Raw genomic sequence first — 20723 nt, forward strand, 5'->3', positions numbered from 1 at the left:
CATCGCAGAATCGATCAGCCGTGATCGATGACAGCGTGATCGATTACAGCACGCGATCGTCCGGTGCGAGCGGATCGGCCGGCGGTGTTGCATACGCCGAGACGATCGGTCCACGCAACGATTGCTGCGGCAAACCCTCATGCACCGGTTCGCCGCGTGCGGCGCGCAGGGCATTGGCATAGCAATGCTGCGCCGACAGCAGATCGCCGGCCGCGGCAAAGCCATGCCCGAGTTCTTCCCAGGCCTCGCTGCCGGCGCCATTGGCTACGGCGCGATGCAGGAATTCTTCGGCCTGCGACCACTGCTGTTGGTGACGCGCCAGGCGCGCCATCGTCAATAACAGGCCTGGGCTGTCCGGATACTGGGTGAGCCAACGCTGCGCACTGGCGCGGCGCGAATCATATTTTTCCAGCGGCAGCACGCCGTACAGACGCACCAGCGATTCGTCCCATTGCGTATCCAGCGCCTGTTCCAGGCTGTGTACGGCCGCATCGTCCCAATGCAGAATCGCCGCGCGCTGTGCATAGGCGCCGACGACTGCCGGATAGGTGCGCAGCGGCTTGGGCAGCGCTTCCCAGCGTTCGGCCAGGGCATTCGCATCGCCGGCCTGCAACAGCGTCTGTTCGGCCAGCGTGGCCTCCAGCGCGTTGTAGGCATCGGGGGCCAGCACCGCCTGCTGACGCAATGCGCCGAGTTGACCGTAGGCCTCATCGGCACGGCCGATCTGCGCCAGTGCCTGCGTGCGCAGCAATAGCCCGCGTGCCGGCAGCGGTTGCGCGTTGGCACTATCGAGCGCATTGATCGCCTCGACCGGGCGTTGCCGCGCCAGATGCCGTTCGCCTTGCAGCAGCGCGTGTGCGGTGGGGTCGCGTTCGGCCAGTTGCTGGGCCAGCGCAGTGGCCGAGGCGTCATCGCCGCGCGCATCGGCCACACGGACTGCACTTGCCAGTGCGATACCGCTGACGTCGTCGTCCTCGCTGGCAGTGACCAGCAGGCGCTCGGCACGCTGCCACTGACCGTGATCGGCCGCGCGCAGGCCTTCGATCAGGCGGGCGCGGCCCTTCTTGCGGCGGTACTTGCCCCAGACCCGGAACGGCAGGCTGATCAGCGTCCACACCAGCCACAGCACCAGCAGCGCGATGACCAGGATCAGCAGCGCCTGCGGCATCGCCGCGCGGTAGTCGTTGCCGCCGACGCTGACCACCACATTGCCCAGGTCGTAACTGTTTTGATGCGACAACCATTGCGCACCGAGCACGCCCAGCGCCACGGCAACCAACAGGATCAAGACGGTACGCAACACTTTCATTGGGTGGATCTCCCTTCACGCATGGCCTGCAGTTGCAGCAGGGTGGTGCCCAGTTCCGGCAGGCGCGGACGCAGTGGCGCTTGTTGCAAGGTGCGCAGGCGCGTGCGTGCCTGGCGACGTTGTGGCGAATCCGGCCACAGCCGGGTGGTCCAGGTGTCCACGCGCCGCAGCGATTGGGCGAAGCCGGCGGCATCGCCACGTTCGGCCGCAGCGCGGGCCAGGCTGACTTCGATCTGCAAGGCATCGCGCGCGGCGTTGCGGTCGCCGCCGACGAGCAGTGCATCGCCACGGCTGGGGCGAATGTCCACCAACGGTGCAAGCACTTTCTGCCACCACGGCTGCGCGGCTTCGTTCTCTTGCGCGGTGTGTTCCGGCAAGCGCTGCAGATCGGCGGCGAGTGTGTCCAGCAATTGACCGGCTTGCGCTTGCGGGCCAGCGCCGAGGCGGTCCAGTGCGTCGCGTTCCTGCACCAACGCCTGGCGCAGATTGAGGTAGCCCGGGTCGTCCACGCCGTTGAGTGCGGCATTGGCCAGAGCATAGGCACGGCGTGCGCCGTCGGCGTCGCCGGCAATACTCAGGCGTTGCTGGCCGAGCCGCAGCAGCAGTTCCACTTCATCCAGACGCAGCGCCTGCGCGCCATGTCGATTGGGATCGGCCAGTTTCTGTACGGTTTCTTCGAGCAACGCGCTGCGCTGGCTTAGCCCGAGCATTTCATCGCGTAAGACACGATTGGTCGCTGCGGCATCCTGCAGGCGCTCGTTGGCCAGGCGCTGATCGCGGCGCAAGGTTTCCAGCATCTGCTGCGTGCCATCCCAGCGTTGCTGCTGCGCCTGGGCCGCCTGCAGCTGCCCGCTTTGATAGGTCTGCCATGCGCGCCAGCCCAGAAACAGCGCCACGCCCACTGCCGCCACGGCAACCGCAAGCAGCAGCCAGGCCACGGGGAAGCGTCGCGTGGAAGCGGGCATTTCAGTCATTGGGACATCCTCGGGCGGTCACGACTGGCGCATGCGCCGCAGTCATCTGGTACAGCATGGCGTGCTGCAGCAGACGCCCGCAAGCGCTTGATGGATTCGGAGTTCAGCAAGGTCGTGATGGTGTCACGATCGCTGCAGCGGCGGCGGCCAATTGCTCGGGCAGTGGACCTGCGGCGCGCACCACATGCGTGAAGCCGGCGGCATGTGCGGATGCGCGCATGCGCTCGCTGGAGGCCACTACCGGATGGAGTCGCCAGGCATCGACCAACGCTGCGGGCAATTGCTCTAACACCAGCGATAGCGCTTCGGCGCTGCTCAATGCCAGCACGCTGCGTGGCAGTGCACTGGCCAGGGCGTGCACCGCCGATGCGCGCAATCGCAGCGCGACGCGTTGATAGACATCGGCGCGCAGGACACGGGCGCCACGCTGCTCCAATGCCGGTGCCAGCATGCCGCGCCCGCCTGGCGCAGTGATCAGTGCGACTGTCTGCAATGGCGGCTCGAACAGCGGCAGTGCCAGCAGCCCTTCGCTATCCATGCGCGCAGGGCGCACCACTGCATCGATCCCATAGGCCTGCAATGCGCGCGCGGTGCCCTCTCCCACGCTCACCCATTGCGCCTGCGCTGGCCGCCGCAGCGGTGAAAGACGCTGCGCGGCGTGCACTGCTGCCGGGCTGGTGAATACCGCGATCGGTGCCTGCAGCGCTTGCTCCAGTGCGGACCGCGCCTGTGCGGTGTCGTTGGTCTGCAGCCGCCACGGCGACAGCGCGAGCAGCCGTCCGCCATGCCGGGCGGCGGCCCGCCGCAGTGGCGCGTGCTCACCGCTGGGTCGCAGCGAGATCAGGGTCCAGGCGTCGGTCGAGGAGGTGGGCCGGGTCATCTCACGATTATGCGAGAACGTTGCGGCGTCAGGGCAAGATGGCACCGCGCCGATGTCGCCGGTGGCGATCTCATCGGACCGGAATGCCGTCAATCGCAGTAGCGTTTGCAGGCGAAATCGCCTGCGTTCATGAATGAGACGGGCGTCTCATTTCGTAACCTCTTGTAAATCTCGTAGATCCGGCCACGATCCGCCTCGACAGCCACGCCGGAGTAGTACCGTGATCAAGTCCTACCTCATCAACATGCAGCGCAGTAGCGACCGTTTGCAGGCCATGTCGGCGCGGTTCCAGGCGCTGGGCATGCCGTTCGAGCGCATTCCCGCCTTCGACGGCGCCACGCTGACGCCCGAGCAGATCGCCGATTTCGTGCGCGAACGCCCGCTGGAAGGTTCCGGGGATGGCTTCAGCACCGGCCCGCGCAAGTGGACCGCTTCCAACATCGGCTGCTTTCTGAGCCATCAGGCCGCGTGGCGCATCGCGGCGGACTCCGATGACGCCTACACCGCCATCTTCGAAGACGACATGCATCTGTCCGACGCGCTGCCGGCGCTGTTGCGCAGCACCGAGTGGCTACCGGCGGGCAACAGCATCGTGCGGCTGGAACCGTCCTACAACCGCATCAAGCTCGATAGCAAGGTCGCCGACATCGGCGGGCGTCAGCTGCGGCTGGTGCGTCCATCCACATATCAGCACTGCTGGCCGGTGTGCGCCGGCGCGCTGATCATCAGCCGCGATGCGGCACGCTTGTTGCTGGCCGCCGAAGCGCGCTGGCACACCATGGCCGATATTTTTCTGTTCGGTTGGAACGAATCGCCGGTGGCACAGCAGTTGTCCACCTATCAGCTCTCGCCGGCGGCTTGCATCCAGGACAAGTTCTTCCACAACGCTCCGGAGCAGATCGTGTTCACCAGCACCATCGATGCGCCGCTGACGCAGGCGCAGAAGCAGCGCAGTGCGCATTGGAAGGCGAAAGCGACCGCGTTGTTGCGTGTGGCGCAGGGCTATCGCAAGGTGGTGTTCGCGCCCTGAGCGGCGCGATAGCGAAGGCCTGCAACGAGACGGCGCTGAACGTGTTTTACCATGCGGTACCGCATGTATTTGAGTGCACAAGACGCTCGCAGAACATTGCGGCATGATGCCGCCCTTCGCCGTCTTTCAGCCTTCGCCGATGACTCCTTCGTGCACGCTCGCATCCGCCCTGCAGTCGCTGCAGCAGCAATTCATTGCCATGCCGCCGGTGCTGTCGATGGGCATCGCCGTCGATGGCTTGCATGACGGCGCGCTGCGCTTGCGTGCGCCGCTGCAGGCCAACGTCAACGACAAGGCCAACGCGTTCGGCGGCAGCCTGGCCTCGCTGATGACGCTGGCCAGTTGGGGCTGGCTGACCCTGCAGCTGCAATTGGCCGGACACAGCGCCGATGTGTACGTGGCCGACAGCCAGCTGCGCTATGTCGCGCCGGTGTACGAGGACCTGGTGGCCGATGCCGAGCCATCCGAGATGGGCAGTTGGGATGCGTTTTTGGCCACCTTCCGCCAACGCGGCAAGGCGCGCATCGGCATGCGTGCGCAGATTGCGCTGGGATCGGGCGCGGCGGCGGCGACGCTGAGCGGGCGCTTCGTGGCGTTTCCAAAACGGTAGGATGCGGGCTGGACTCGGGGGAATACGCATGCGTGCAGTGATGGGGGCAATGCTGTTGCTCGGGCTGGCGATGGTGAGCGGTGTGGTGTGTGCCGGCAGCCGTGCCCAGGCGCGCGCGCTAGAGACCACCCAGGCCGCCTACACGGCCGCCGTGCGCTGGAGCGATTTCGACGCCGCGCAGGGCTTTGTCGAACCCACGTATGCCTTGGCGCATCCGCTCAGCGATCTGGAGCGCTCGCGCTACGAACAGGTGCAAATCTCCGGCTACCGCGAGGTGCGGGTGGGCGAAGATGCCGCCGGCGACCTGCGCCGCGAGGTCGAGTTGCGCGTGATCAACCGCAATACCCAGGCCGAGCGGCTGGTGCGCAGCATCGAGCTGTGGCGCTGGGACGCCGAGCGCAAACGCTGGTGGCTGGCCAGCGGCCTGCCCGATCTGTGGCAGGGCCAGTAGCCCGCACCGCTGCGCCCTGGCCGTCGCGTGCGCCAGCTGTGCGACAATTCCCGCCCGCTTGAACGACCCTGACCCCGTGAATTTCGAAGAGCTGCAGGCCTTTGTCGGCCGCAACCCCATGTTGTCGCTGGCCCTGGTGGGCCTGACCATCGCCCTGATCGTCACCGAGGTCGCGCGCCTGTTCCGTGGGTATCGCGCACTCACGCCGGCCGAGCTGACCCGTTTGATCAACAGCGAGAATGCGCTGGTGATCGACCTGTCGCCCACCGCCGATTTCGAAAAAGGCCATATCGCCGGCAGCCGCAATGTGGCGCTGGCCAAGTTCGACCCGGCCGGCAAATTGCTTGCCAACGCCAAGGCCTCCCCCGTGGTGGTGGTCTGCCGTAACGGCAACGCCTCGGCAGGGGCGGCCAAGACGCTCAAGAAGGCCGGCTTCGAGAAGGTGTACTGGCTCGATGGCGGTGTGGCTGCCTGGCAGATCGCCGAACTGCCGCTGGTCAAGGGTCGCGCCTGATCTCACCTTGTACGGCGGCAGGCAAGTCCCCATTGCTTGCGTGAGAGACTCGCGCTTTCACGCCTGCATCATTCAACGCTGCATCCACCGAACCGTTTTTTGGAGTTAGGAATGTCCGACGAAATCATCAACGGCGCCGTTGCGCCGGCCGACGCCGCTGCTGGCCCCGCTTTCACCATCGAGAAGATTTACGTCAAGGACGTTTCTTTCGAATCGCCGAACGCACCGGCCGTCTTCAATGACGCCAATCAGCCCGAGCTGCAGCTGAACCTCAATCAGAAGGTGCAGCGCCTCAACGACAATGCCTTCGAAGTCGTGCTGGCCGTGACCCTGACCTGCACCGCCGGTGGCAAGACCGCCTACGTGGCCGAAGTGCAGCAGGCCGGCGTGTTCGGCCTGGTCGGTCTGGAGCCGCAGGCGATCGACGTGCTGCTCGGCACCCAGTGCCCGAACATCCTGTTCCCGTACGTGCGCACCCTGGTCAGCGACCTGATCCAGGCCGGCGGCTTCCCGCCGTTCTACCTGCAGCCGATCAACTTCGAAGCCCTGTACGCAGAAACCCTGCGCCAGCGCTCGCAGGGCGAAGGCACCTCGCTGGCCGACTCCGAGCCGGCTGGCAACGCCTAAGCGTTGCGTGCGCCGATGAGCGATTCGAAGCACAAGATCGCCGTCCTCGGCGCCGGCTCCTGGGGCACGGCCCTGGCCGCGCTGCTCGCCAGACACGGTCACCCGACCGTGCTCTGGGGGCGCGATGCGGCGATGGCGGATGCCATCGACCGCAATCACGAAAACGTGCGGTATCTGCCGGGTATTCCATTGCCCGAGAGCTTGCGCGCGACCACCGACCTGCAGCTGGCCGTTGCCGATGCAAGCTGGATCCTGGTCGTGGTGCCCTCGCATGCGTTTACCGAAACGATCCAATTGATTGCACCGTTGCGTCCGGCCGGTGCCGGCGTTGCGTGGGCGACCAAGGGATTCGAGCCCGGTTCCGGGCGGTTCCTGCATGAAGTGGCGCGCGCCATCCTCGGCCCCAGCGTTGCGCTGGCGGTGGTGACCGGGCCGTCCTTCGCCAAGGAAGTCACGCTTGGCTTGCCGACCGCCATCACCGTGCACGGCGACGATGCGGCGTTCGCGCAGGTCGTGGCCGATGCCATGCATGGCCCCACCTTCCGCGCCTATACCGGCGATGACATGGTGGGCGCCGAGCTCGGTGGCGCGATGAAGAACGTGCTAGCCGTGGCCACCGGTGTGGCCGATGGCATGCAGCTCGGTCTCAATGCACGCGCCGGTCTGATCACGCGTGGCTTGAACGAGATGCTGCGCCTGGCGGCGGTGATCGGTGCGCGTCCGGAGACCTTGATGGGCCTGGCCGGATTGGGCGATCTGGTGCTGACCTGCACCGGCGATCTGTCGCGCAACCGGCGGCTTGGATTGGCGTTGGGGCGCGGGCAGAGCTTGAACGATGCGATCCGCGAGATCGGTCAGGTGGTCGAGTCGGTGCAAACCGCCGATGAAGTCATGCGCCAGGCCGAGCATCACGGCATCGAACTGCCGATCTCCAACGCCGTACGTGCCGTACTGCATGGCGAGATCACACCGGAAGCGGCATTGAAGGAACTGTTGGCGCGCGAGCGCAAGCCCGAGTATCCGCAGGCGTTGTTTACCTGATTGGTCGGTAACGCGCCTCGCGCGTCGCGTGGTGGAGTGAAGACACTAAAAAGCCCGGCAATGCCGGGCTTTTTAGTGTTTGCGCACCTTGTCGTTGCGTGCATCAAGGCGAAAGCTTGTCGCGTCGCAGCCATGTAAACGTGCTGCGCGCTACGTTCCAGCGCAACAGCCCGTACACACGGCATCTAGCGATCGAGTGCGCTGCATTGCAATCATCCAATCGCGCAAAAGAAAGAAGCCCGGTCGTGGGACCGGGCTTCCAATGCAACGCGGGAGAGAGAGTCGCGTTGCGTTAAACGTGCGGCTTACCAGCTGAAACGCGGGCCGACCGACCATTCCTTGTTGCCGTCGCCATCCATACGGATGTCGCCGTTGATGCCCCAGTTCTGGTTCAACTTCACCTGGGCGCCAAGGCGGCCGTAGAAGGTGTCGTCCAGATCGATGCCACGCTTCTTGGAGAAATCTTCGTAGCCAGCCAGAGCGTAGACTTCGAAATGCTCGCCGAACGAGTTACGCAGGCCAGCTTCGACGCTGAAACCATCGAAGTTGATGTTCGGGGTGTCCAGGTCCAGCTTGCGGTAGGCAACGCGCGCCAGCAGGTCGGTGCTGGTGGCCACTTCGTAGTTGTAACCCACGCCCACGCCCCATTGCTGGAAGTCGGTGTTGGAGCTTTCGAACACGTTGTTGTTGTCGTCAGCGTTCTGCTTGCTGTAATCGCCGAACACGTGGATGTTCGGGGTGATGGCGTAGGAGCCCTTCACGCCCCAACCATCGGCGTCGCGACCTTCGGTCGGAGTGCGCACATAGTCGCCTTCGACGAAGTTGTAGGAGATGTTTTCAGCAGCGGAGGCCGCAAACGGCAGAGCTGCGAGAAGGCCGAGGGCCAGCAAAGAAGTCTTCATGATCGAGATACCTGTACTTATTGATTTGGGCCGGCGCTGAGGCGGATGCCGTTCGCTGCCGAGATGTAAATTCTCCGTTATTCGATGGAACGCGACATGAATTTTGAACTGACTGGTGCATGAATCATCGCGCCCGGTTCAGTTCCGGTTTGTGTCATCAAGCTGCAATGCGAGTAGCGCACACGCAAAGCGTGATGGGGTCTGAGTTACCTCGCGCCAATGTGAGATGCGCGTGTAGAAGCACCTGTTTGCAGCGATTTTTGCCATCTGCATCGATGGCGAGGACATTGTACTGACGCTGCGGCTGGGACCATGCAGGCTTGTTGAACATCTCGGGAGCTGCATCATGGCGAAGAAAAAGACGTTGGCGCGGTTTCTGGCCGAGACGCTGCAGAGCGCGGGGGTGGAGCGGATCTGGGGTGTGACCGGCGACAGCCTCAACGGCTTGACCGATGCCTTGCGTGAGATGCAGACGATCGAGTGGATGCATGTGCGCCACGAAGAAGTCGCCGCATTCGCCGCTGGCGCCGAGGCGGCGGTGACCGGCCAGCTGGCCGTGTGTGCGGGCAGCTGCGGGCCGGGCAATCTGCACTTGATCAACGGGCTGTTCGATTGCCATCGCAGCCGTCAGCCGGTGCTGGCGATCGCCGCGCATATTCCCTCGTCCGAGATCGGGCTGAGTTATTTTCAGGAGACCCATCCGCAGGAGTTGTTCCGCGAGTGCAGTCACTTCGTGGAGTTGGTGACCAACCCGGCGCAGCTGCCGGAAGTACTGCATCGGGCGATGCGCACCGCCATCCTGCAGCAGGGTGTGGCGGTGGTAGTGATCCCCGGCGATATCGCGCTGCTGGAAATGGACAAGCACGTATCCAGCGCCTGGCCGCAACTGCGCCAGCCGCGCGTGTTGCCAGCCGCCGAAGACGTGGCGCAGTTGGCCGAGTTGTTGCAGCAAAGCGAGGCGATCACGCTGTTGTGCGGTAGCGGCTGCGCGGGTGCACACGATGCGGTGGTGGCATTGGCCGACACCCTGGGCGCGCCGATCGTGCACGCGCTGCGCGGGAAAGAATATGTGGAGTGGGAAAACCCGTTCGATGTCGGCATGACCGGTTTGATCGGTTTTAGTTCCGGCTACCACGCGATGCTCAACTGCGACACCTTGATCATGCTGGGTACGGATTTCCCGTATCGGCAGTTCTACCCGAAGGACGCGACCATCGTGCAGGTGGATCGCGACCCGAGCGCATTGGGACGGCGCACGCCCTTGCAACTGGGTATCGCAGCGGATGTGGGCGAAACCATTGCCGCCTTGCTGCCGCACTTGCAGCGACGCGAGAAACGCGACTTCCTGGAGAAATCGCTTGCGCATTACCGCAAGGCGCGCGAAGGGCTGGACGATCTGGCAGTGCCGGCAGACCCGGGCGAGCCGTTGCATCCGCAATTCGTGGCGCGGATGATCAGCCAGATTGCCGACCAGGACGCGGTGTTTACCTGCGATGTGGGCACGCCGACGGTGTGGGCCGCCCGCTATCTGCGTATGAACGGACAACGCCGTTTGCTCGGCTCGTTCAATCACGGTTCGATGGCCAATGCCATGCCGCAGGCACTGGGTGCACAGGCGGCGTTTCCGGGACGCCAGGTGATTTCGCTCTCTGGCGATGGTGGCTTTGCGATGTTGATGGGCGACTTCATCTCGCTGGCGCAGCTGCGTCTGCCGGTGAAGATCGTGGTGTTCAACAATGCCTCGCTGGGATTTGTGGCGATGGAGATGAAGGCCGCCGGTTACCTGGATACCGGCACCGAGTTGCGCAATCCGGACTTCGCTGCGATGAGCAATGCGATGGGCATTTTGGGCATCCGTGTCGATGAGTCGTCGCAGCTGGAACGTGCATTGCGGCAGGCCTTTGCGCATTCCGGCCCGGCGTTGGTGGATGTGCGCATCGCCACGCAGGAACTGGCAGTGCCGCCGGCGATCAAGTTGGAACAGGCCAAGGGAATGGGCCTGTATCTGCTCAAGGCGGTGATGAGTGGTCGCGGCGATGAGGTGATCGATCTGGTCAAGACCAATATGCGCTGACGCGATTACCGCGTTTCGCCACTGCACGTCTTCATCGGATCCTTTCGCATGCCTCGTTCGTTGTTGCGCCAATTGCTGTTGATCTGGGTGGTGATCCTTGCCGCCTGCGTGGGCGTGGCCACGATGTTGTATGGCATGTACCGACAGACAGAAGGCGTACGACTGGATGAAGCGCGCCAGCAATTGACCACGCAGTGCACGCGCATCGTGCAGCGCTACGCCGGTGCAAGCGAGGCCGCGCGCAGTGGCGACAACGGGGCCGGGCTGGCGGCAGTGGTGGTGCAGTTGGTGCTGGCCGATGCGCCCGGCGTGGAAGGTGGGGTGTGGAATCTCGACAAGGGATTTATCGCGTACGCCTATCCCACTTACGACGGCAGCGATCACAAGACCGATATCCCCGCCGCCGAATGGACCACGATTGTCAGTACGGCACGGCAAAGTGCGATGGGCAACAAGGCGGTGGATTTTCGCCGCGATGGCAGCCGCGAAGTGGTGTTGATCAGCGCCTGCCCGCTGGCTTCGGGCACCGCCGCATGGACCATGTCGCGGGTGCCGGCGAGCACCTCCGATGCCTGGCGGCCGTTGGTGATCGGCATGCTGCTGATCTTCGCCATGGTGGCGGTGTCGGCGATTGCGTTAGGCGTGGTGGTACGGCGTTGGAGTCAGCGCCTGCAGCGCATCCAGCAGGCGCTCGCCGCCGATACCGAGCGCCCGCAGATTCCGGTCACCGGCGCACCCGAGCTGGATCGGTTGGGCGCTGCGGTGAGCGACTACGCACAGCGCAATGCGCAAGCGCTGGCGCAGACACGGCGGCTGGCCGACGAGCTATCCCGGCACGAACGTCTGGCCGCGCTGGGCCGCCTGACAGCGACGGTGGCGCATGAGATTCGCAACCCGATCGCCACCATGCGTCTGGCGGTGGAAAACGACATCGCCAGGCGGCAGAACACCCCGGACGATGCCACGCATGGCGAGCTGATGCTGGGGCAGATCCGCCGCCTGGATGGGGTGGTCGAAAGCCTGCTCGGCATGGTGCAGCCGATCCGTCTGCAGTTGGAAACGGTGGTGGTGCAGGACTGGTTGGTGACCTTGCTCGATCCGGCCTTGCTACCGCCAGGCACGCCTGCGCCACAGCTGCGCGTGCCTGCTATGCCGTTGCAATGGACGCTCGACCCGCAGCAGCTCGGGCGCGCCGCGCACAATCTGCTGCGCAACGCGTTGCAGCATGCCGACGCAGGCAGCACGGTGACGTTGGAGGCCAGCGCCAGCGATGATTTGTTGCAGCTACAGGTCTGCAATCGTGGCGAGGCGATTGCCGACACCATTGCAGCGCAGTTGTTCGAGCCGTTCGTCAGCGGTCGCAGCGATGGCAATGGCCTCGGGCTTGCGCTGGTGCGCGAGATCGCGCGCGCGCATGGCGGGCAGGTGCATTACGTACATGCCGATGGCATGACCCATTTCATTGTGGAGCTGCCATGGCGCGCATCCTGATCATCGATGACGACGCGGCGTTTCTTGCCACCTTGCAGGCCACGCTGCGCTCGCTCGGCCATACGGTGATCGCGGTCGATAACGGCGCCGATGGATTGGTGCGCTTGAACGAGGGCGGTATCGAGCTGGCGTTCGTGGACTTCCGCATGCCCGGGATGGATGGCATTGCGGTGTTGCGCGCGCGGGCGGACGATGCCCGTGCGCGTCAGGTGCCGTTTGTGATGCTCACCGCGTACGCGTCCAGCGGCAACACTATCGAAGCGATGACGCTGGGTGCGTTCGATCACCTGGTCAAACCGGTGGGGCGTGCCGATATCGTCGAGGTAGTTGAGCGTGCGTTGGCAAGTCGCGCCGACACCGACGCCGATACCGCGGCGACCGAGCTGCCTGAAGACGACGATGCCCTGGTCGGCCACAGCCCGGCGATGCGTAACGCGCACAAACGCATCGGGCTGGCCGCAGCCTCCGATTTGCCGGTGTTGATCACAGGCGAGACCGGCACCGGCAAGGAGCTGGCTGCGCGCGCCTTGCATCGTGCCAGCGCACGCGCGAATGCGGCGTTCGTGGCGGTCAATTGCGCGGCGATTCCGTTGGAGTTGATGGAGAGCGAGTTGTTCGGCCATCGCAAGGGCGCGTTTTCCGGAGCGACCGGCGACCGCATCGGCCTGATTCGCGAAGCCGATGGCGGCACGCTGTTTCTGGACGAGATCGGCGACATGCCGCTGCCGATGCAGGCCAAGTTGCTGCGCTTTCTGCAGGAAGGCGAAGTGACGCCGCTGGGTGGCCGCGGCGCGCAGAAGGTGGATGTGCGCGTGCTGGCGGCCACGCATCGCGATCTGGCCGCGTGGGTGGCGGCCGGGCAGTTTCGCAGCGACCTGCGTTATCGCCTGAATGTGGTGCCGATCGAGCTGCCGCCGCTACGCGAACGCGGGCAGGACATCGTGCTGCTTGCGCAGTATTTTCTGCGCACCGGCGAAGGCGCAGCGCGTGCGCTATCGCCGGACGCGCAAGCGCGGCTGCTGGCCTATCCGTGGCCCGGCAACGTGCGCGAGCTACGGAATGTCATGCAACGCAGTCAGCTGCTAGTGCGTGGCCACAGCATCACCGCCGAGGATCTGGACGAAGCGCTTGGTCACAGTGCCGAGCAACCCATAACGACGGCGCCGCAGGAAGGCACCTTGCCCGAGGCAGTAGCGCGTCTGGAAAAGCAGATGATCCACGACGCATTGGCACACAGTGGCGGTAACCGCGCCGAAGCCGCGCGCCGGCTCGGCATTCATCGCCAGCTGCTGTATCGCAAGCTCGATGAGTATGGGTTGCAGTAGTCGCAGCGATAAAAACCGAATGTGATGTTTGCAGGCTGGCGTAGTCGGTGTTTTGGCTGCGATGCAGTACGCGCACAGCAACACGCGCACATGTGGGTGATTGCATGCCGCCGTTGCCACACGTAGTGCTTGGCCACTGATGTTCACAGCAGACCTTGCGCCGGGAAAGTGCTTGCTTTCGCACAGTCATGCATAACGAGGCTGCAAAGTGTCTGCAAAGCGGACAGTGGTGTGTGAAACGCAGACGCTCATTCTTACAGCTGCATCTGCAAAACCCTTGAAAAACAACGCATTCGACGTTGGCACGATTGCTGCTTTGTCTTCATGGCAAGCGGCGCTCCTGCCGCCCTGGAGACATCACATGATTCGTCAGACCGCACTCGCTTTCGCACTGGCCTGCAGCGTGGCGACTGCCGCCGCGCAGGTTCCTGCAGCGCCGGCCGCACCGGTTGCCCCGCGTCCGCCGGTCGGCACGCCACCACCGGCGCCGCCGATGCCGCCCGCACCACCTGCACCGGTCGCCGCTACCCCGGTGAGTGTGACCGGCACCGTCGAGCGCTTCATGCTCAATCCCAACGGCGAGGTCGATGGCCTGTGGTTGCGCGATGGCACCCAGGTGGCGTTTGCGCCGCATCTGTCCGGCGAACTGCAGGCAGCCGTGCGCCGTGGCGATGCGGTCACCGTGCAGGGGTATCGCCTGGGCAGCCTGCCGGTGCTACGTGCCAGCAGCATCCGTTCCACGCGTGGTGGGCGCGAGGTGGTCGACCGACCGCCGACGACCGCCGCGATGCCGCCCGCGCCTCCGGCACCCGCCGCATTGACGCCGTTGCAGGCCGAGGGACGCATCGAGCGGTTGGTCTACGGCCCCGGTGGCGAGACCAATGGCGCATTGCTGAGCGATGGCACGCTGGTGCGGATGCCGCCGCATCTGGCGCTGCAGTTCGGCGATTTGTTGCGCACCGGTGCGCCGCTGAGCGTAAGCGGATTCGGTGTTGCCACGGCCACCGGCCGCGCCATCGAAGCCACGCAGTTGGGTCGCGATCGTGCCTCGCAGCGCGCCTTGTTCAGTCCTCCGCGCCCGGATGGTCCGGTGCCGCCCGCACCACCGGCGCCGCCTGTCCCGCCGGCGGCACCGCCACCGCCACCGCCGGCTCCGGCTCCGGCGCCGCGTTGATCCAAAGCGCTGTCGCACACGCGGCGGCGTTCACACCGTTTCTCTCTATGCGCCTTTCCTGCCACGTCTCATGGGTGGCGACGGGCGCGGCTTGCCGGCATTGGCCGGTCCTACTTTCGTTGGAGTTCTTTCATGCATTGGGTCGATCCTGATTTCCTTCCCGAAACCCGCGGCACGCTGGCGCGCTTTCTGCTCAATCCCAAGGCCGATATCGATGGCCTGCTGCTGACCGACGGCACCGAAGTGCACACGCCGCCGCATCTGTCTGCCGCCTTGCTCAAGGCGCTCAAGCCCGGCAGCACGTTGAGCGTGCGTGGCCTCAAGCCGCGCGATGTGGACATGCTGGTAGCACTGGCGATCGATCCGGAAGGCGGCAAGCGCATTCTCGATGAAGGCCCGCATGGGCCGCACGTCAAACCCAAGCCCAAACCGCCTGCCGGCAAGCCACCCAAGCCGCAACGTACCCAGCACAGCGGCACCATTGGGCGGTTGCTGCACGGCCCGCATGGGCAAGTGCATGGCGTGTTGCTGGATGACGGGGTCACGGTGCGGTTTCCGCCGCATGCTGGCGCCGACTTTTCCAAGCAGCTGATCGTCGGCAAGGCGCTGGTGGCAGAAGGCGAGACCCAGGCGACGCCGCACGGCGTGCTGATCCACGCGCATGCGTTGGGCGCCAAGGCCGCGTCGCTGAAGCAGATCGAGCATCCGCATGGCCCGGGTGCACATAAACCAAAGCCCAAGCACTAGGTGCCCGCGATGCGGCTGCCGCGTTGGCGCGATGCGATCGCAATCGGGTCGGCCATGCACGCCAGCGTGCGCAGTCGCTTTCCATCGTGTAACGGAGAACGCCGATGCGCATGAGCACACCGCGTCCACGTGGCAGCCGCGCGCTGGAAGCGCTGCATTTCAGCGTGGCCGATGTGCAGGACGGGCTGGGGCCGTTTCTCAGCGTGTTCCTGCAATCCAAGGGCTGGTCGGTGGCGGCGATCGGTGCGGTGATGAGTGTGGGCGGCATCGCCGGCATGCTTGCCACCACGCCGGCCGGTGCCCTGGTCGATGCCACCCGGCGCAAGCGCGCCGTGGTGGTGGTCGGCTGCTTGGCGATTCTGCTGGCCACTGCACTGATCTGGCTACGGCCGAGCTCCTCCGGTGTAGTCGCTGCACAGATCGTCTCGGCGTTGGCGGCAGCCGGCATCGGCCCGGCGCTCACCGGCATCACCTTGGGGCTGGTGCATGCGCGTGGGTTCGATCATCAGCTGGCGCGCAATCAGGTCGCCAACCATGCCGGCAACATGCTGGCCGCACTGTTGGCCGGCTGGCTGGGATGGCGGTACGGGTTTGCGGCGATCTTTGTGCTCACCGCAGTCTTCGGCGTGCTGGCGATCGTGGCGGTGTGGCTGATTCCGTCGGCGGCCATCGACCATCGCGCCGCGCGCGGTCTGGGCAACACCGACGGCACGGACACTCTCAGTGGTTGGCGCGTCTTGTTGACCTGCCGACCGCTGGCGTTGCTGGCCGTCACGCTGGGGCTGTTCCATCTGGGCAATGCGGCGATGTTGCCGCTCTACGGCATGGCGATCGTGGCCGCGCATGCGGGCGACCCGAGTGCGCTGACGGCCACCACCATCGTGGTTGCGCAGGCCACGATGGTGGTGGTGGCGTTGTTGGCGATGCGCTGGATCCGCGTGCACGGACATTGGTGGGTGTTGCTGGTGGCGTTCATGGCGTTGCCATTGCGTGCGCTGGTCGCCGCATCGCTGATCCAGGGCTGGGGCGTGTTTCCGGTGCAGATGCTCGATGGACTCGGTGCCGGCCTGCAGGCCGTGGTGGTGCCGGCGCTGGTGGCGCGTCTGCTGCAGGGCACCGGGCGCGTCAATGTCGGTCAGGGTGCGGTGATGACGGTGCAAGGTGTGGGCGCGGCGCTGAGCCCGGCATTCGGTGGCTGGCTGGCGCACGCCTTCGGCTATCGCATCGCGTTTCTGGCGCTGGGCGCGATCGCGTTGTTGGCGGTGGCGCTGTGGGCAGGCTGTCGCGGCATGTTGCGGGCAGCGATCGATGTGCAAGCGGTGCAGTGAAGCGGTGGCATGAGCGCAGTACCCAGGCACATCATCGCAAGCAACAATCCGGTGGGCGTGGATTGCGCATAGAACCATCACTGCGGGATACGCCATTTTCCATCCGCGATTAGCCGCCCGTCAGTTGTGCAGTCGTATCGACCATTGCGACTTACTGACCGCCGCTGAAGTCCCACTGCCGCCAGGCTTCGAACACCATGACCGCGACGGTGTTGGACAGATTGAGGCTGCGGTTGTCCGGTCGCATCGGCACACGCAGCCGGTGCTGTGGCGGGATGGATTCCAGTACATCGGCCGGCAGGCCACGGGTTTCCGGGCCAAACAAAAAGGCATCGCCATCTGCGAACTGCGGTGTGTCGTAACGCACGCTGCTACGCGTACTCAGTGCAAACACGCGCTTGGGCGCAATTGCGGCAAGTGCAGTGGGCAGGTCGGCATGCACCTGCAGGGTTGCGTACTCGTGATAGTCCAGGCCGGCGCGTTTGAGCTGCTTGTCGCTGAGGTCGAAGCCGAGCGGCTCGATCAGGTGCAGGCGCGCGCCGGTGTTGGCGCACAAGCGAATCACATTGCCCGTGTTGGGCGGAATTTCGGGTTGAAACAGGATGACATCGAGGACGGGTGCTGACATGCGCGCAAGTGTAGCTGCGCGCATGCTTAAAGGCTGAGGGTGGCGTTGACCAGCGCTTCCAGCTCGACCGGCGAGGGCTGCAAGTGCGGCACAGGCAGGTTGACGATGACCTGGCCCATCAGCGCGCCGATGGCGGCGGCGGCCTGGCCCGAAGCGGTGTGTGCACTGGCGGCGGTGCTGCGAACCACCAGATCGGCGCGCTGTTCGGCCGAGGGGCGGACCTGGACGGTCGCCAGAGTGACGATGCGCGGGCCAGCCTGTTCGGCGGCGAGTGCGGCCAGTTGCTCGGCCGACGGACGCACCTGCACGGCGCTCAGGGTGCGGATGCCGCTGCTGCGCTCCAGTGTCTGCTGGGCGATCTGGTCGGCGGCCGGGCGAACCTGCACGGTGTCCAGCGTGGTCAGACTGGCGGCCTGGGCGAAACCGGCCAGGGTGGTGCCGGCGAGCAGGGCGGCGGAGAGGGCGATGCGCAGGGTCTGGGTCTTCATGGCGAGGTCTCTTGGTGTGGGTGGGCAGTGGTGTGGTAGTAAGGTAGTACACCGTTTCGGTATCCGCAAGAACTTTCTTGGTGCTTTTTTATTTATTCAGCTGGAAGTCAGATTCGGATTGGCTTGCGATATTGCTGGATGCTTGCCGATGAACTAGAGCAAATGGCGTGCCAGCATCAGTGCATTGATTTCAAAGGGATTTGTTGTTCGCGGCTGTGTCCGCGTCCGGACACCCGGACGCGTGCGGCGCCCGTGGACAGCGCAGCGGAGAGGTCGTCAGGGCGATGGAGGTGATATTCAGCGCGCTGAATGACTCGATGGCGGGCACACGGCACGCGCTGATTGCCGGCAGACAACTGCGGCACAATCCGGCTTTACCCACAGGTGTCCAAGACTTATGCGCGTGCTCATGCTGTCTGTTCTGGTTGCCGCTACCACCGCGGCCTGCACCTGGGTGCCGATCGAACAAAGCGGCAAGGGCGTCCAGGTCCTGCCCGCAGGCCCTGTGCCAGCTGGCTGTCAGCAGCAGGGCGAGGTCGTGGTGTCGGTCAAGAGCAAGGTCGGCTTCTATAACCGCAACCCGTTGCGGGTGCAGGAAGAGCTGGAGACGCTGGCACGCAACGAGGCCCCGGGCGCCAATGCCAACACGGTCCAGGCGCAGGGCCAGCCGGCCGATGGCAGCCAGCGTTTCAACGCGTTCCGCTGCCCGCCGCGCTGAACCGTTTGGCTGGGGCGAGGCCGGTTCAATTGTAAAGATGCGGTAAAAGCGGCCAGCAGCTAGACTGACGCCCCCTCGCCTGACGCCATGGCGCTATTTCGATGCTCTTCCAGAATGTCTCCATCGCGGGACTGGCGCATATTGATGCGCCGCATACGCTGACTTCCAAGGAAATCAACGAGCGCCTGCAACCGACCTACGACCGCCTCGGGATCAAGACCGACGTGTTGGGCGACGTTGCCGGTATCCATGCACGGCGCCTGTGGGACCAGGATGTCCAGGCATCGGACGCCGCCACGCTGGCCGCACGCAAGGCCCTGATCGACGCCGGCATCGGCATCGAGAAGATCGGCCTGCTGGTCAACACCTCGGTGAGCCGCGACTACCTGGAGCCGTCCACGGCCTCCATCGTGTCCGGCAACCTCGGGGTCGGCGACCACTGTGTGACCTTCGACGTGGCCAATGCCTGCCTTGCCTTCATCAACGGCATGGACATCGCCGCCCGCATGCTGGAGCGTGGCGAGATCGACTACGCGCTGGTCGTGGACGGCGAGACCGCCAACCTGGTCTATGAAAAGACCCTCGAGCGCATGACCTCGCCGGATGTCACCGAAGAAGAGTTCCGCAACGAACTCGCCGCGTTGACCCTGGGCTGCGGCGCTGCGGCCATGGTGATGGCCCGCACCGAGCTGGTGCCCGACGCGCCGCGCTACAAGGGCGGCGTGACCCGCTCGGCCACCGAGTGGAACAAGCTGTGCCGGGGCAACCTGGACCGCATGGTCACCGACACCCGGCTGCTGCTGATCGAAGGCATCAAGCTGGCGCAGAAGACCTTCCTGGCCGCCAAACAGGCGATGGGCTGGGCGGTGGACGAGCTGGACCAGTTCGTCATCCACCAGGTCAGCCGCCCGCATACCGCTTCGTTCGTGAAGTCGTTCGGCATCGACCCGGCCAAGGTCATGACCATCTTCGGCGAGCACGGCAATATCGGCCCGGCGTCGGTGCCGATCGTGCTCAGCAAGCTCAAGGAGCTGGGCCGCCTGAAGAAGGGCGACCGGATCGCGCTGATGGGCATCGGGTCGGGGCTGAATTGCTCGATGGCGGAAGTGGTTTGGTGAGTTGCATCTAGCGACGTGTTAAAAAAAATGGATTTTTAGTACACGTCATTGCATCATGTTCGCTCTTGCAACATGACCGGTGTAGGCATGGACGACACGCTGGTGTTCAACCCCGAGCAGCCCTACAACGCGCTCCCGCCGCTTCCTCCGGCGGGAGACATCGAAACGCGCAGCCTGCTCAAGGCCTGCATCGTTGCACGCACCGCGTTGGCCGAGCTGAAGCAGGCCACCGCGCTGTTGCCCAATCCGGCAGTGCTCATCAACACGATCCCGATCCTGGAAGCACAGGCCAGTTCGGAGATCGAAAATATCGTCACCACAACGGACGATTTGTTCCGTTATGCAGACGACCAGGAACGCGCCCAGAACCCGGCAACCAAAGAAGCCCTGCGTTACCGCAGCGCGCTCTACGAAGGGTTCCAGTCGCTGCGGCGACGACCGCTATGTACCGACACTGCCGTGGTGGTGTGCAGCCGCATCAAGGCCGTGCAGATGCAGATCCGGCGCGTGCCCGGGACTGCGCTGGCCAATGAGCAGATCCATCAGATCATCTATACCCCGCCCGTTGGCGAGGCATTGCTGCGCGACAAGCTGGCGAACTGGGAGCGCTTTATTCACGAGCACACCGACATCGATCCGCTGATCCGGATGGCGGTGGCGCACTACCAGTTCGAAGCGATCCACCCGTTCACCGATGGCAATGGGCGCACCGGACGTGTCTTGAATCTGCTGATGCTGATCGAGCAAGGGTTGCTCGATGTTCCCGTGCTGTACCTGTCGCGCTACATCATCCGCCATCGCAGCGACTACTACCGCTTGCTACTAGATGTCACACGGCATGGTCGCTGGGCCGAATGGATTCAGTACATGCTCGCAGCTGTTGCCGAGACCGCTGCATGGACGACGGCAAAGATCCAGGCAATCCGCGAATTGGAAACGCAGGCGCGTGACCACGTGCGAGAACACGCTCCCAAGGCCTACAGCCGCGAACTCGTTGAAGTGATCTTCAATCAGCCGTACTGCCGCATCCAGAATGTGGTGGACGTGATGGGCGTCACCCGGCAGACCGCTGCACGCCATCTCAAGGAACTGGTAGATATCGGCATGCTGCAAGAGCAGCGCCTGGGTAAAGAAAAATTGTTCCTGCATCCGGCGTTTCTGCACCTGCTATCCAGTGATGGGCATCAACTGCCGACTTATCGGATGCATTTGCGGGAAGCGGAATGACGCTGGCTGTGTACTCCTACATCTGCTACGCGTTGGAGATGTCGCAATGCGGCGATCACCGTGGTGC

General features: G+C 64.6%; 21 protein-coding genes. 15 read left to right on the forward strand and 6 right to left on the reverse strand.

Annotation, left to right across the window (positions count from 1 at the left end):
• Positions 1-43 precede the first annotated feature (43 nt).
• From FFY45_RS07870 to FFY45_RS07880, 3 genes are all read right to left on the reverse strand, one after another.
• A complete protein-coding gene (locus FFY45_RS07870; protein ID WP_115037071.1) occupies positions 44-1309 on the reverse strand; it encodes a heme biosynthesis protein HemY in 1266 nt (421 codons plus the stop codon).
• Positions 1306-2283 carry a uroporphyrinogen-III C-methyltransferase gene (locus FFY45_RS07875; RefSeq protein WP_074058641.1) on the reverse strand — a complete coding sequence of 326 codons (978 nt, stop codon included), beginning with the start codon at positions 2281-2283 and terminating at the stop codon, positions 1306-1308. The genes FFY45_RS07870 and FFY45_RS07875 overlap by 4 nt, the downstream gene beginning before the upstream one ends.
• 103 nt (positions 2284-2386) lie before the next feature.
• Positions 2387-3163 carry a uroporphyrinogen-III synthase gene (locus FFY45_RS07880; RefSeq protein WP_176340007.1) on the reverse strand — a complete coding sequence of 259 codons (777 nt, stop codon included), beginning with the start codon at positions 3161-3163 and terminating at the stop codon, positions 2387-2389.
• A gap of 220 nt (positions 3164-3383) precedes the next feature.
• Here FFY45_RS07880 and FFY45_RS07885 point away from each other — a divergent pair, with 220 nt between their 5' ends.
• From FFY45_RS07885 to FFY45_RS07910, 6 genes are all read left to right on the forward strand, one after another.
• A complete protein-coding gene (locus FFY45_RS07885) occupies positions 3384-4193 on the forward strand; it encodes a glycosyltransferase family 25 protein (protein WP_023902120.1) in 810 nt (269 codons plus the stop codon).
• A 139-nt stretch (positions 4194-4332) separates the two neighbouring features.
• The gene (locus tag FFY45_RS07890; RefSeq protein ID WP_176340008.1) at positions 4333-4803 is read left to right on the forward strand and encodes a YiiD C-terminal domain-containing protein; all 471 of its coding nucleotides are present in this window, start codon (positions 4333-4335) and stop codon (positions 4801-4803) included.
• Positions 4804-4831: 28 nt separating this feature from the next.
• Entirely contained in the window at positions 4832-5254 is a 423-nt protein-coding gene (locus tag FFY45_RS07895) for a hypothetical protein (protein WP_023902122.1), read from the forward strand.
• 76 nt (positions 5255-5330) lie between these two features.
• Positions 5331-5768 carry a rhodanese-like domain-containing protein gene (locus tag FFY45_RS07900; protein ID WP_023902123.1) on the forward strand — a complete coding sequence of 146 codons (438 nt, stop codon included), beginning with the start codon at positions 5331-5333 and terminating at the stop codon, positions 5766-5768.
• A gap of 111 nt (positions 5769-5879) precedes the next feature.
• Positions 5880-6395, forward strand: a complete 516-nt coding sequence (secB, locus tag FFY45_RS07905; protein WP_006451124.1) for a protein-export chaperone SecB — start codon at positions 5880-5882, stop codon at positions 6393-6395.
• A 15-nt stretch (positions 6396-6410) separates the two neighbouring features.
• The gene (locus tag FFY45_RS07910) at positions 6411-7436 is read left to right on the forward strand and encodes an NAD(P)H-dependent glycerol-3-phosphate dehydrogenase (protein WP_176340009.1); all 1026 of its coding nucleotides are present in this window, start codon (positions 6411-6413) and stop codon (positions 7434-7436) included.
• Between the two features lie 305 nt (positions 7437-7741).
• Here FFY45_RS07910 and FFY45_RS07915 read toward each other — a convergent pair whose 3' ends face one another.
• Positions 7742-8338, reverse strand: coding sequence for an OmpO family porin (locus tag FFY45_RS07915; RefSeq protein ID WP_023902125.1), 597 nt, complete (start codon positions 8336-8338; stop codon positions 7742-7744).
• Positions 8339-8684: 346 nt separating this feature from the next.
• Here FFY45_RS07915 and poxB point away from each other — a divergent pair, with 346 nt between their 5' ends.
• The 6 genes from poxB to FFY45_RS07945 all read left to right on the forward strand — a co-directional run bounded on the left by poxB (position 8685) and on the right by FFY45_RS07945 (position 16477).
• A complete protein-coding gene (gene poxB / locus FFY45_RS07920) occupies positions 8685-10412 on the forward strand; it encodes a ubiquinone-dependent pyruvate dehydrogenase (protein ID WP_176340010.1) in 1728 nt (575 codons plus the stop codon).
• A gap of 48 nt (positions 10413-10460) precedes the next feature.
• Positions 10461-11903 (forward strand): sensor histidine kinase, encoded by a 1443-nt coding sequence (locus FFY45_RS07925; protein WP_176340011.1) that lies wholly within the window; start codon positions 10461-10463, stop codon positions 11901-11903.
• A complete protein-coding gene (locus FFY45_RS07930; RefSeq protein WP_176340012.1) occupies positions 11888-13228 on the forward strand; it encodes a sigma-54-dependent transcriptional regulator in 1341 nt (446 codons plus the stop codon). The genes FFY45_RS07925 and FFY45_RS07930 overlap by 16 nt, the downstream gene beginning before the upstream one ends.
• A 361-nt stretch (positions 13229-13589) precedes the next feature.
• Positions 13590-14402: a hypothetical protein gene (locus tag FFY45_RS07935; protein ID WP_176340013.1), complete on the forward strand. Its 813-nt coding sequence runs from the start codon at positions 13590-13592 to the stop codon at positions 14400-14402.
• Between the two features lie 132 nt (positions 14403-14534).
• Positions 14535-15149: a hypothetical protein gene (locus FFY45_RS07940; RefSeq protein WP_176340014.1), complete on the forward strand. Its 615-nt coding sequence runs from the start codon at positions 14535-14537 to the stop codon at positions 15147-15149.
• A gap of 104 nt (positions 15150-15253) precedes the next feature.
• Positions 15254-16477, forward strand: coding sequence for an MFS transporter (locus tag FFY45_RS07945; RefSeq protein ID WP_176340015.1), 1224 nt, complete (start codon positions 15254-15256; stop codon positions 16475-16477).
• 151 nt (positions 16478-16628) lie between these two features.
• On the opposite strand, the gene FFY45_RS07950 is transcribed toward FFY45_RS07945, so the two are convergent.
• Together FFY45_RS07950 and FFY45_RS07955 are read right to left on the reverse strand one after the other, a co-directional pair.
• Positions 16629-17105: a tRNA (cytidine(34)-2'-O)-methyltransferase gene (locus FFY45_RS07950; RefSeq protein ID WP_104549545.1), complete on the reverse strand. Its 477-nt coding sequence runs from the start codon at positions 17103-17105 to the stop codon at positions 16629-16631.
• Between the two features lie 26 nt (positions 17106-17131).
• Complete coding sequence (locus FFY45_RS07955) at positions 17132-17593, reverse strand: XAC0231 family protein (protein ID WP_176340016.1); 462 nt, start codon at positions 17591-17593, stop codon at positions 17132-17134.
• 397 nt (positions 17594-17990) lie between these two features.
• Here FFY45_RS07955 and FFY45_RS07960 point away from each other — a divergent pair, with 397 nt between their 5' ends.
• From FFY45_RS07960 to fic, 3 genes are all read left to right on the forward strand, one after another.
• The gene (locus FFY45_RS07960) at positions 17991-18311 is read left to right on the forward strand and encodes a DUF4156 domain-containing protein (protein WP_023902137.1); all 321 of its coding nucleotides are present in this window, start codon (positions 17991-17993) and stop codon (positions 18309-18311) included.
• Between the two features lie 101 nt (positions 18312-18412).
• Entirely contained in the window at positions 18413-19429 is a 1017-nt protein-coding gene (locus tag FFY45_RS07965) for a 3-oxoacyl-ACP synthase III (protein WP_023902138.1), read from the forward strand.
• Between the two features lie 87 nt (positions 19430-19516).
• Positions 19517-20656 (forward strand): protein adenylyltransferase Fic, encoded by a 1140-nt coding sequence (gene fic, locus FFY45_RS07970; RefSeq protein ID WP_176340017.1) that lies wholly within the window; start codon positions 19517-19519, stop codon positions 20654-20656.
• The last annotated feature ends 67 nt before the right edge of the window (positions 20657-20723 follow it).

The organism is Xanthomonas hortorum, from assembly GCF_011305375.1.
Classification (GTDB): domain Bacteria; phylum Pseudomonadota; class Gammaproteobacteria; order Xanthomonadales; family Xanthomonadaceae; genus Xanthomonas; species Xanthomonas hortorum_E.

Excerpts from the sequence above, each read along its gene's own strand:
- fic (WP_176340017.1), top strand. The coding sequence starts at position 19,517 with ATGGACGACACGCTGGTGTTCAACCCCGAGCAGCCCTACAACGCGCTC.
- FFY45_RS07910 (WP_176340009.1), top strand. The coding sequence starts at position 6,411 with ATGAGCGATTCGAAGCACAAGATCGCCGTCCTCGGCGCCGGCTCCTGG.
- FFY45_RS07930 (WP_176340012.1), top strand. The coding sequence starts at position 11,888 with ATGGCGCGCATCCTGATCATCGATGACGACGCGGCGTTTCTTGCCACC.
- FFY45_RS07940 (WP_176340014.1), top strand. The coding sequence starts at position 14,535 with ATGCATTGGGTCGATCCTGATTTCCTTCCCGAAACCCGCGGCACGCTG.
- secB (WP_006451124.1), top strand. The coding sequence starts at position 5,880 with ATGTCCGACGAAATCATCAACGGCGCCGTTGCGCCGGCCGACGCCGCT.
- FFY45_RS07915 (WP_023902125.1), bottom strand. The coding sequence starts at position 8,338 with ATGAAGACTTCTTTGCTGGCCCTCGGCCTTCTCGCAGCTCTGCCGTTT.
- FFY45_RS07965 (WP_023902138.1), top strand. The coding sequence starts at position 18,413 with ATGCTCTTCCAGAATGTCTCCATCGCGGGACTGGCGCATATTGATGCG.
- FFY45_RS07880 (WP_176340007.1), bottom strand. The coding sequence starts at position 3,163 with ATGACCCGGCCCACCTCCTCGACCGACGCCTGGACCCTGATCTCGCTG.
- FFY45_RS07895 (WP_023902122.1), top strand. The coding sequence starts at position 4,832 with ATGCGTGCAGTGATGGGGGCAATGCTGTTGCTCGGGCTGGCGATGGTG.
- FFY45_RS07950 (WP_104549545.1), bottom strand. The coding sequence starts at position 17,105 with ATGTCAGCACCCGTCCTCGATGTCATCCTGTTTCAACCCGAAATTCCG.
- FFY45_RS07875 (WP_074058641.1), bottom strand. The coding sequence starts at position 2,283 with ATGACTGAAATGCCCGCTTCCACGCGACGCTTCCCCGTGGCCTGGCTG.
- FFY45_RS07955 (WP_176340016.1), bottom strand. The coding sequence starts at position 17,593 with ATGAAGACCCAGACCCTGCGCATCGCCCTCTCCGCCGCCCTGCTCGCC.
- poxB (WP_176340010.1), top strand. The coding sequence starts at position 8,685 with ATGGCGAAGAAAAAGACGTTGGCGCGGTTTCTGGCCGAGACGCTGCAG.
- FFY45_RS07935 (WP_176340013.1), top strand. The coding sequence starts at position 13,590 with ATGATTCGTCAGACCGCACTCGCTTTCGCACTGGCCTGCAGCGTGGCG.
- FFY45_RS07945 (WP_176340015.1), top strand. The coding sequence starts at position 15,254 with ATGCGCATGAGCACACCGCGTCCACGTGGCAGCCGCGCGCTGGAAGCG.
- FFY45_RS07890 (WP_176340008.1), top strand. The coding sequence starts at position 4,333 with ATGACTCCTTCGTGCACGCTCGCATCCGCCCTGCAGTCGCTGCAGCAG.
- FFY45_RS07960 (WP_023902137.1), top strand. The coding sequence starts at position 17,991 with ATGCGCGTGCTCATGCTGTCTGTTCTGGTTGCCGCTACCACCGCGGCC.
- FFY45_RS07870 (WP_115037071.1), bottom strand. The coding sequence starts at position 1,309 with ATGAAAGTGTTGCGTACCGTCTTGATCCTGTTGGTTGCCGTGGCGCTG.
- FFY45_RS07925 (WP_176340011.1), top strand. The coding sequence starts at position 10,461 with ATGCCTCGTTCGTTGTTGCGCCAATTGCTGTTGATCTGGGTGGTGATC.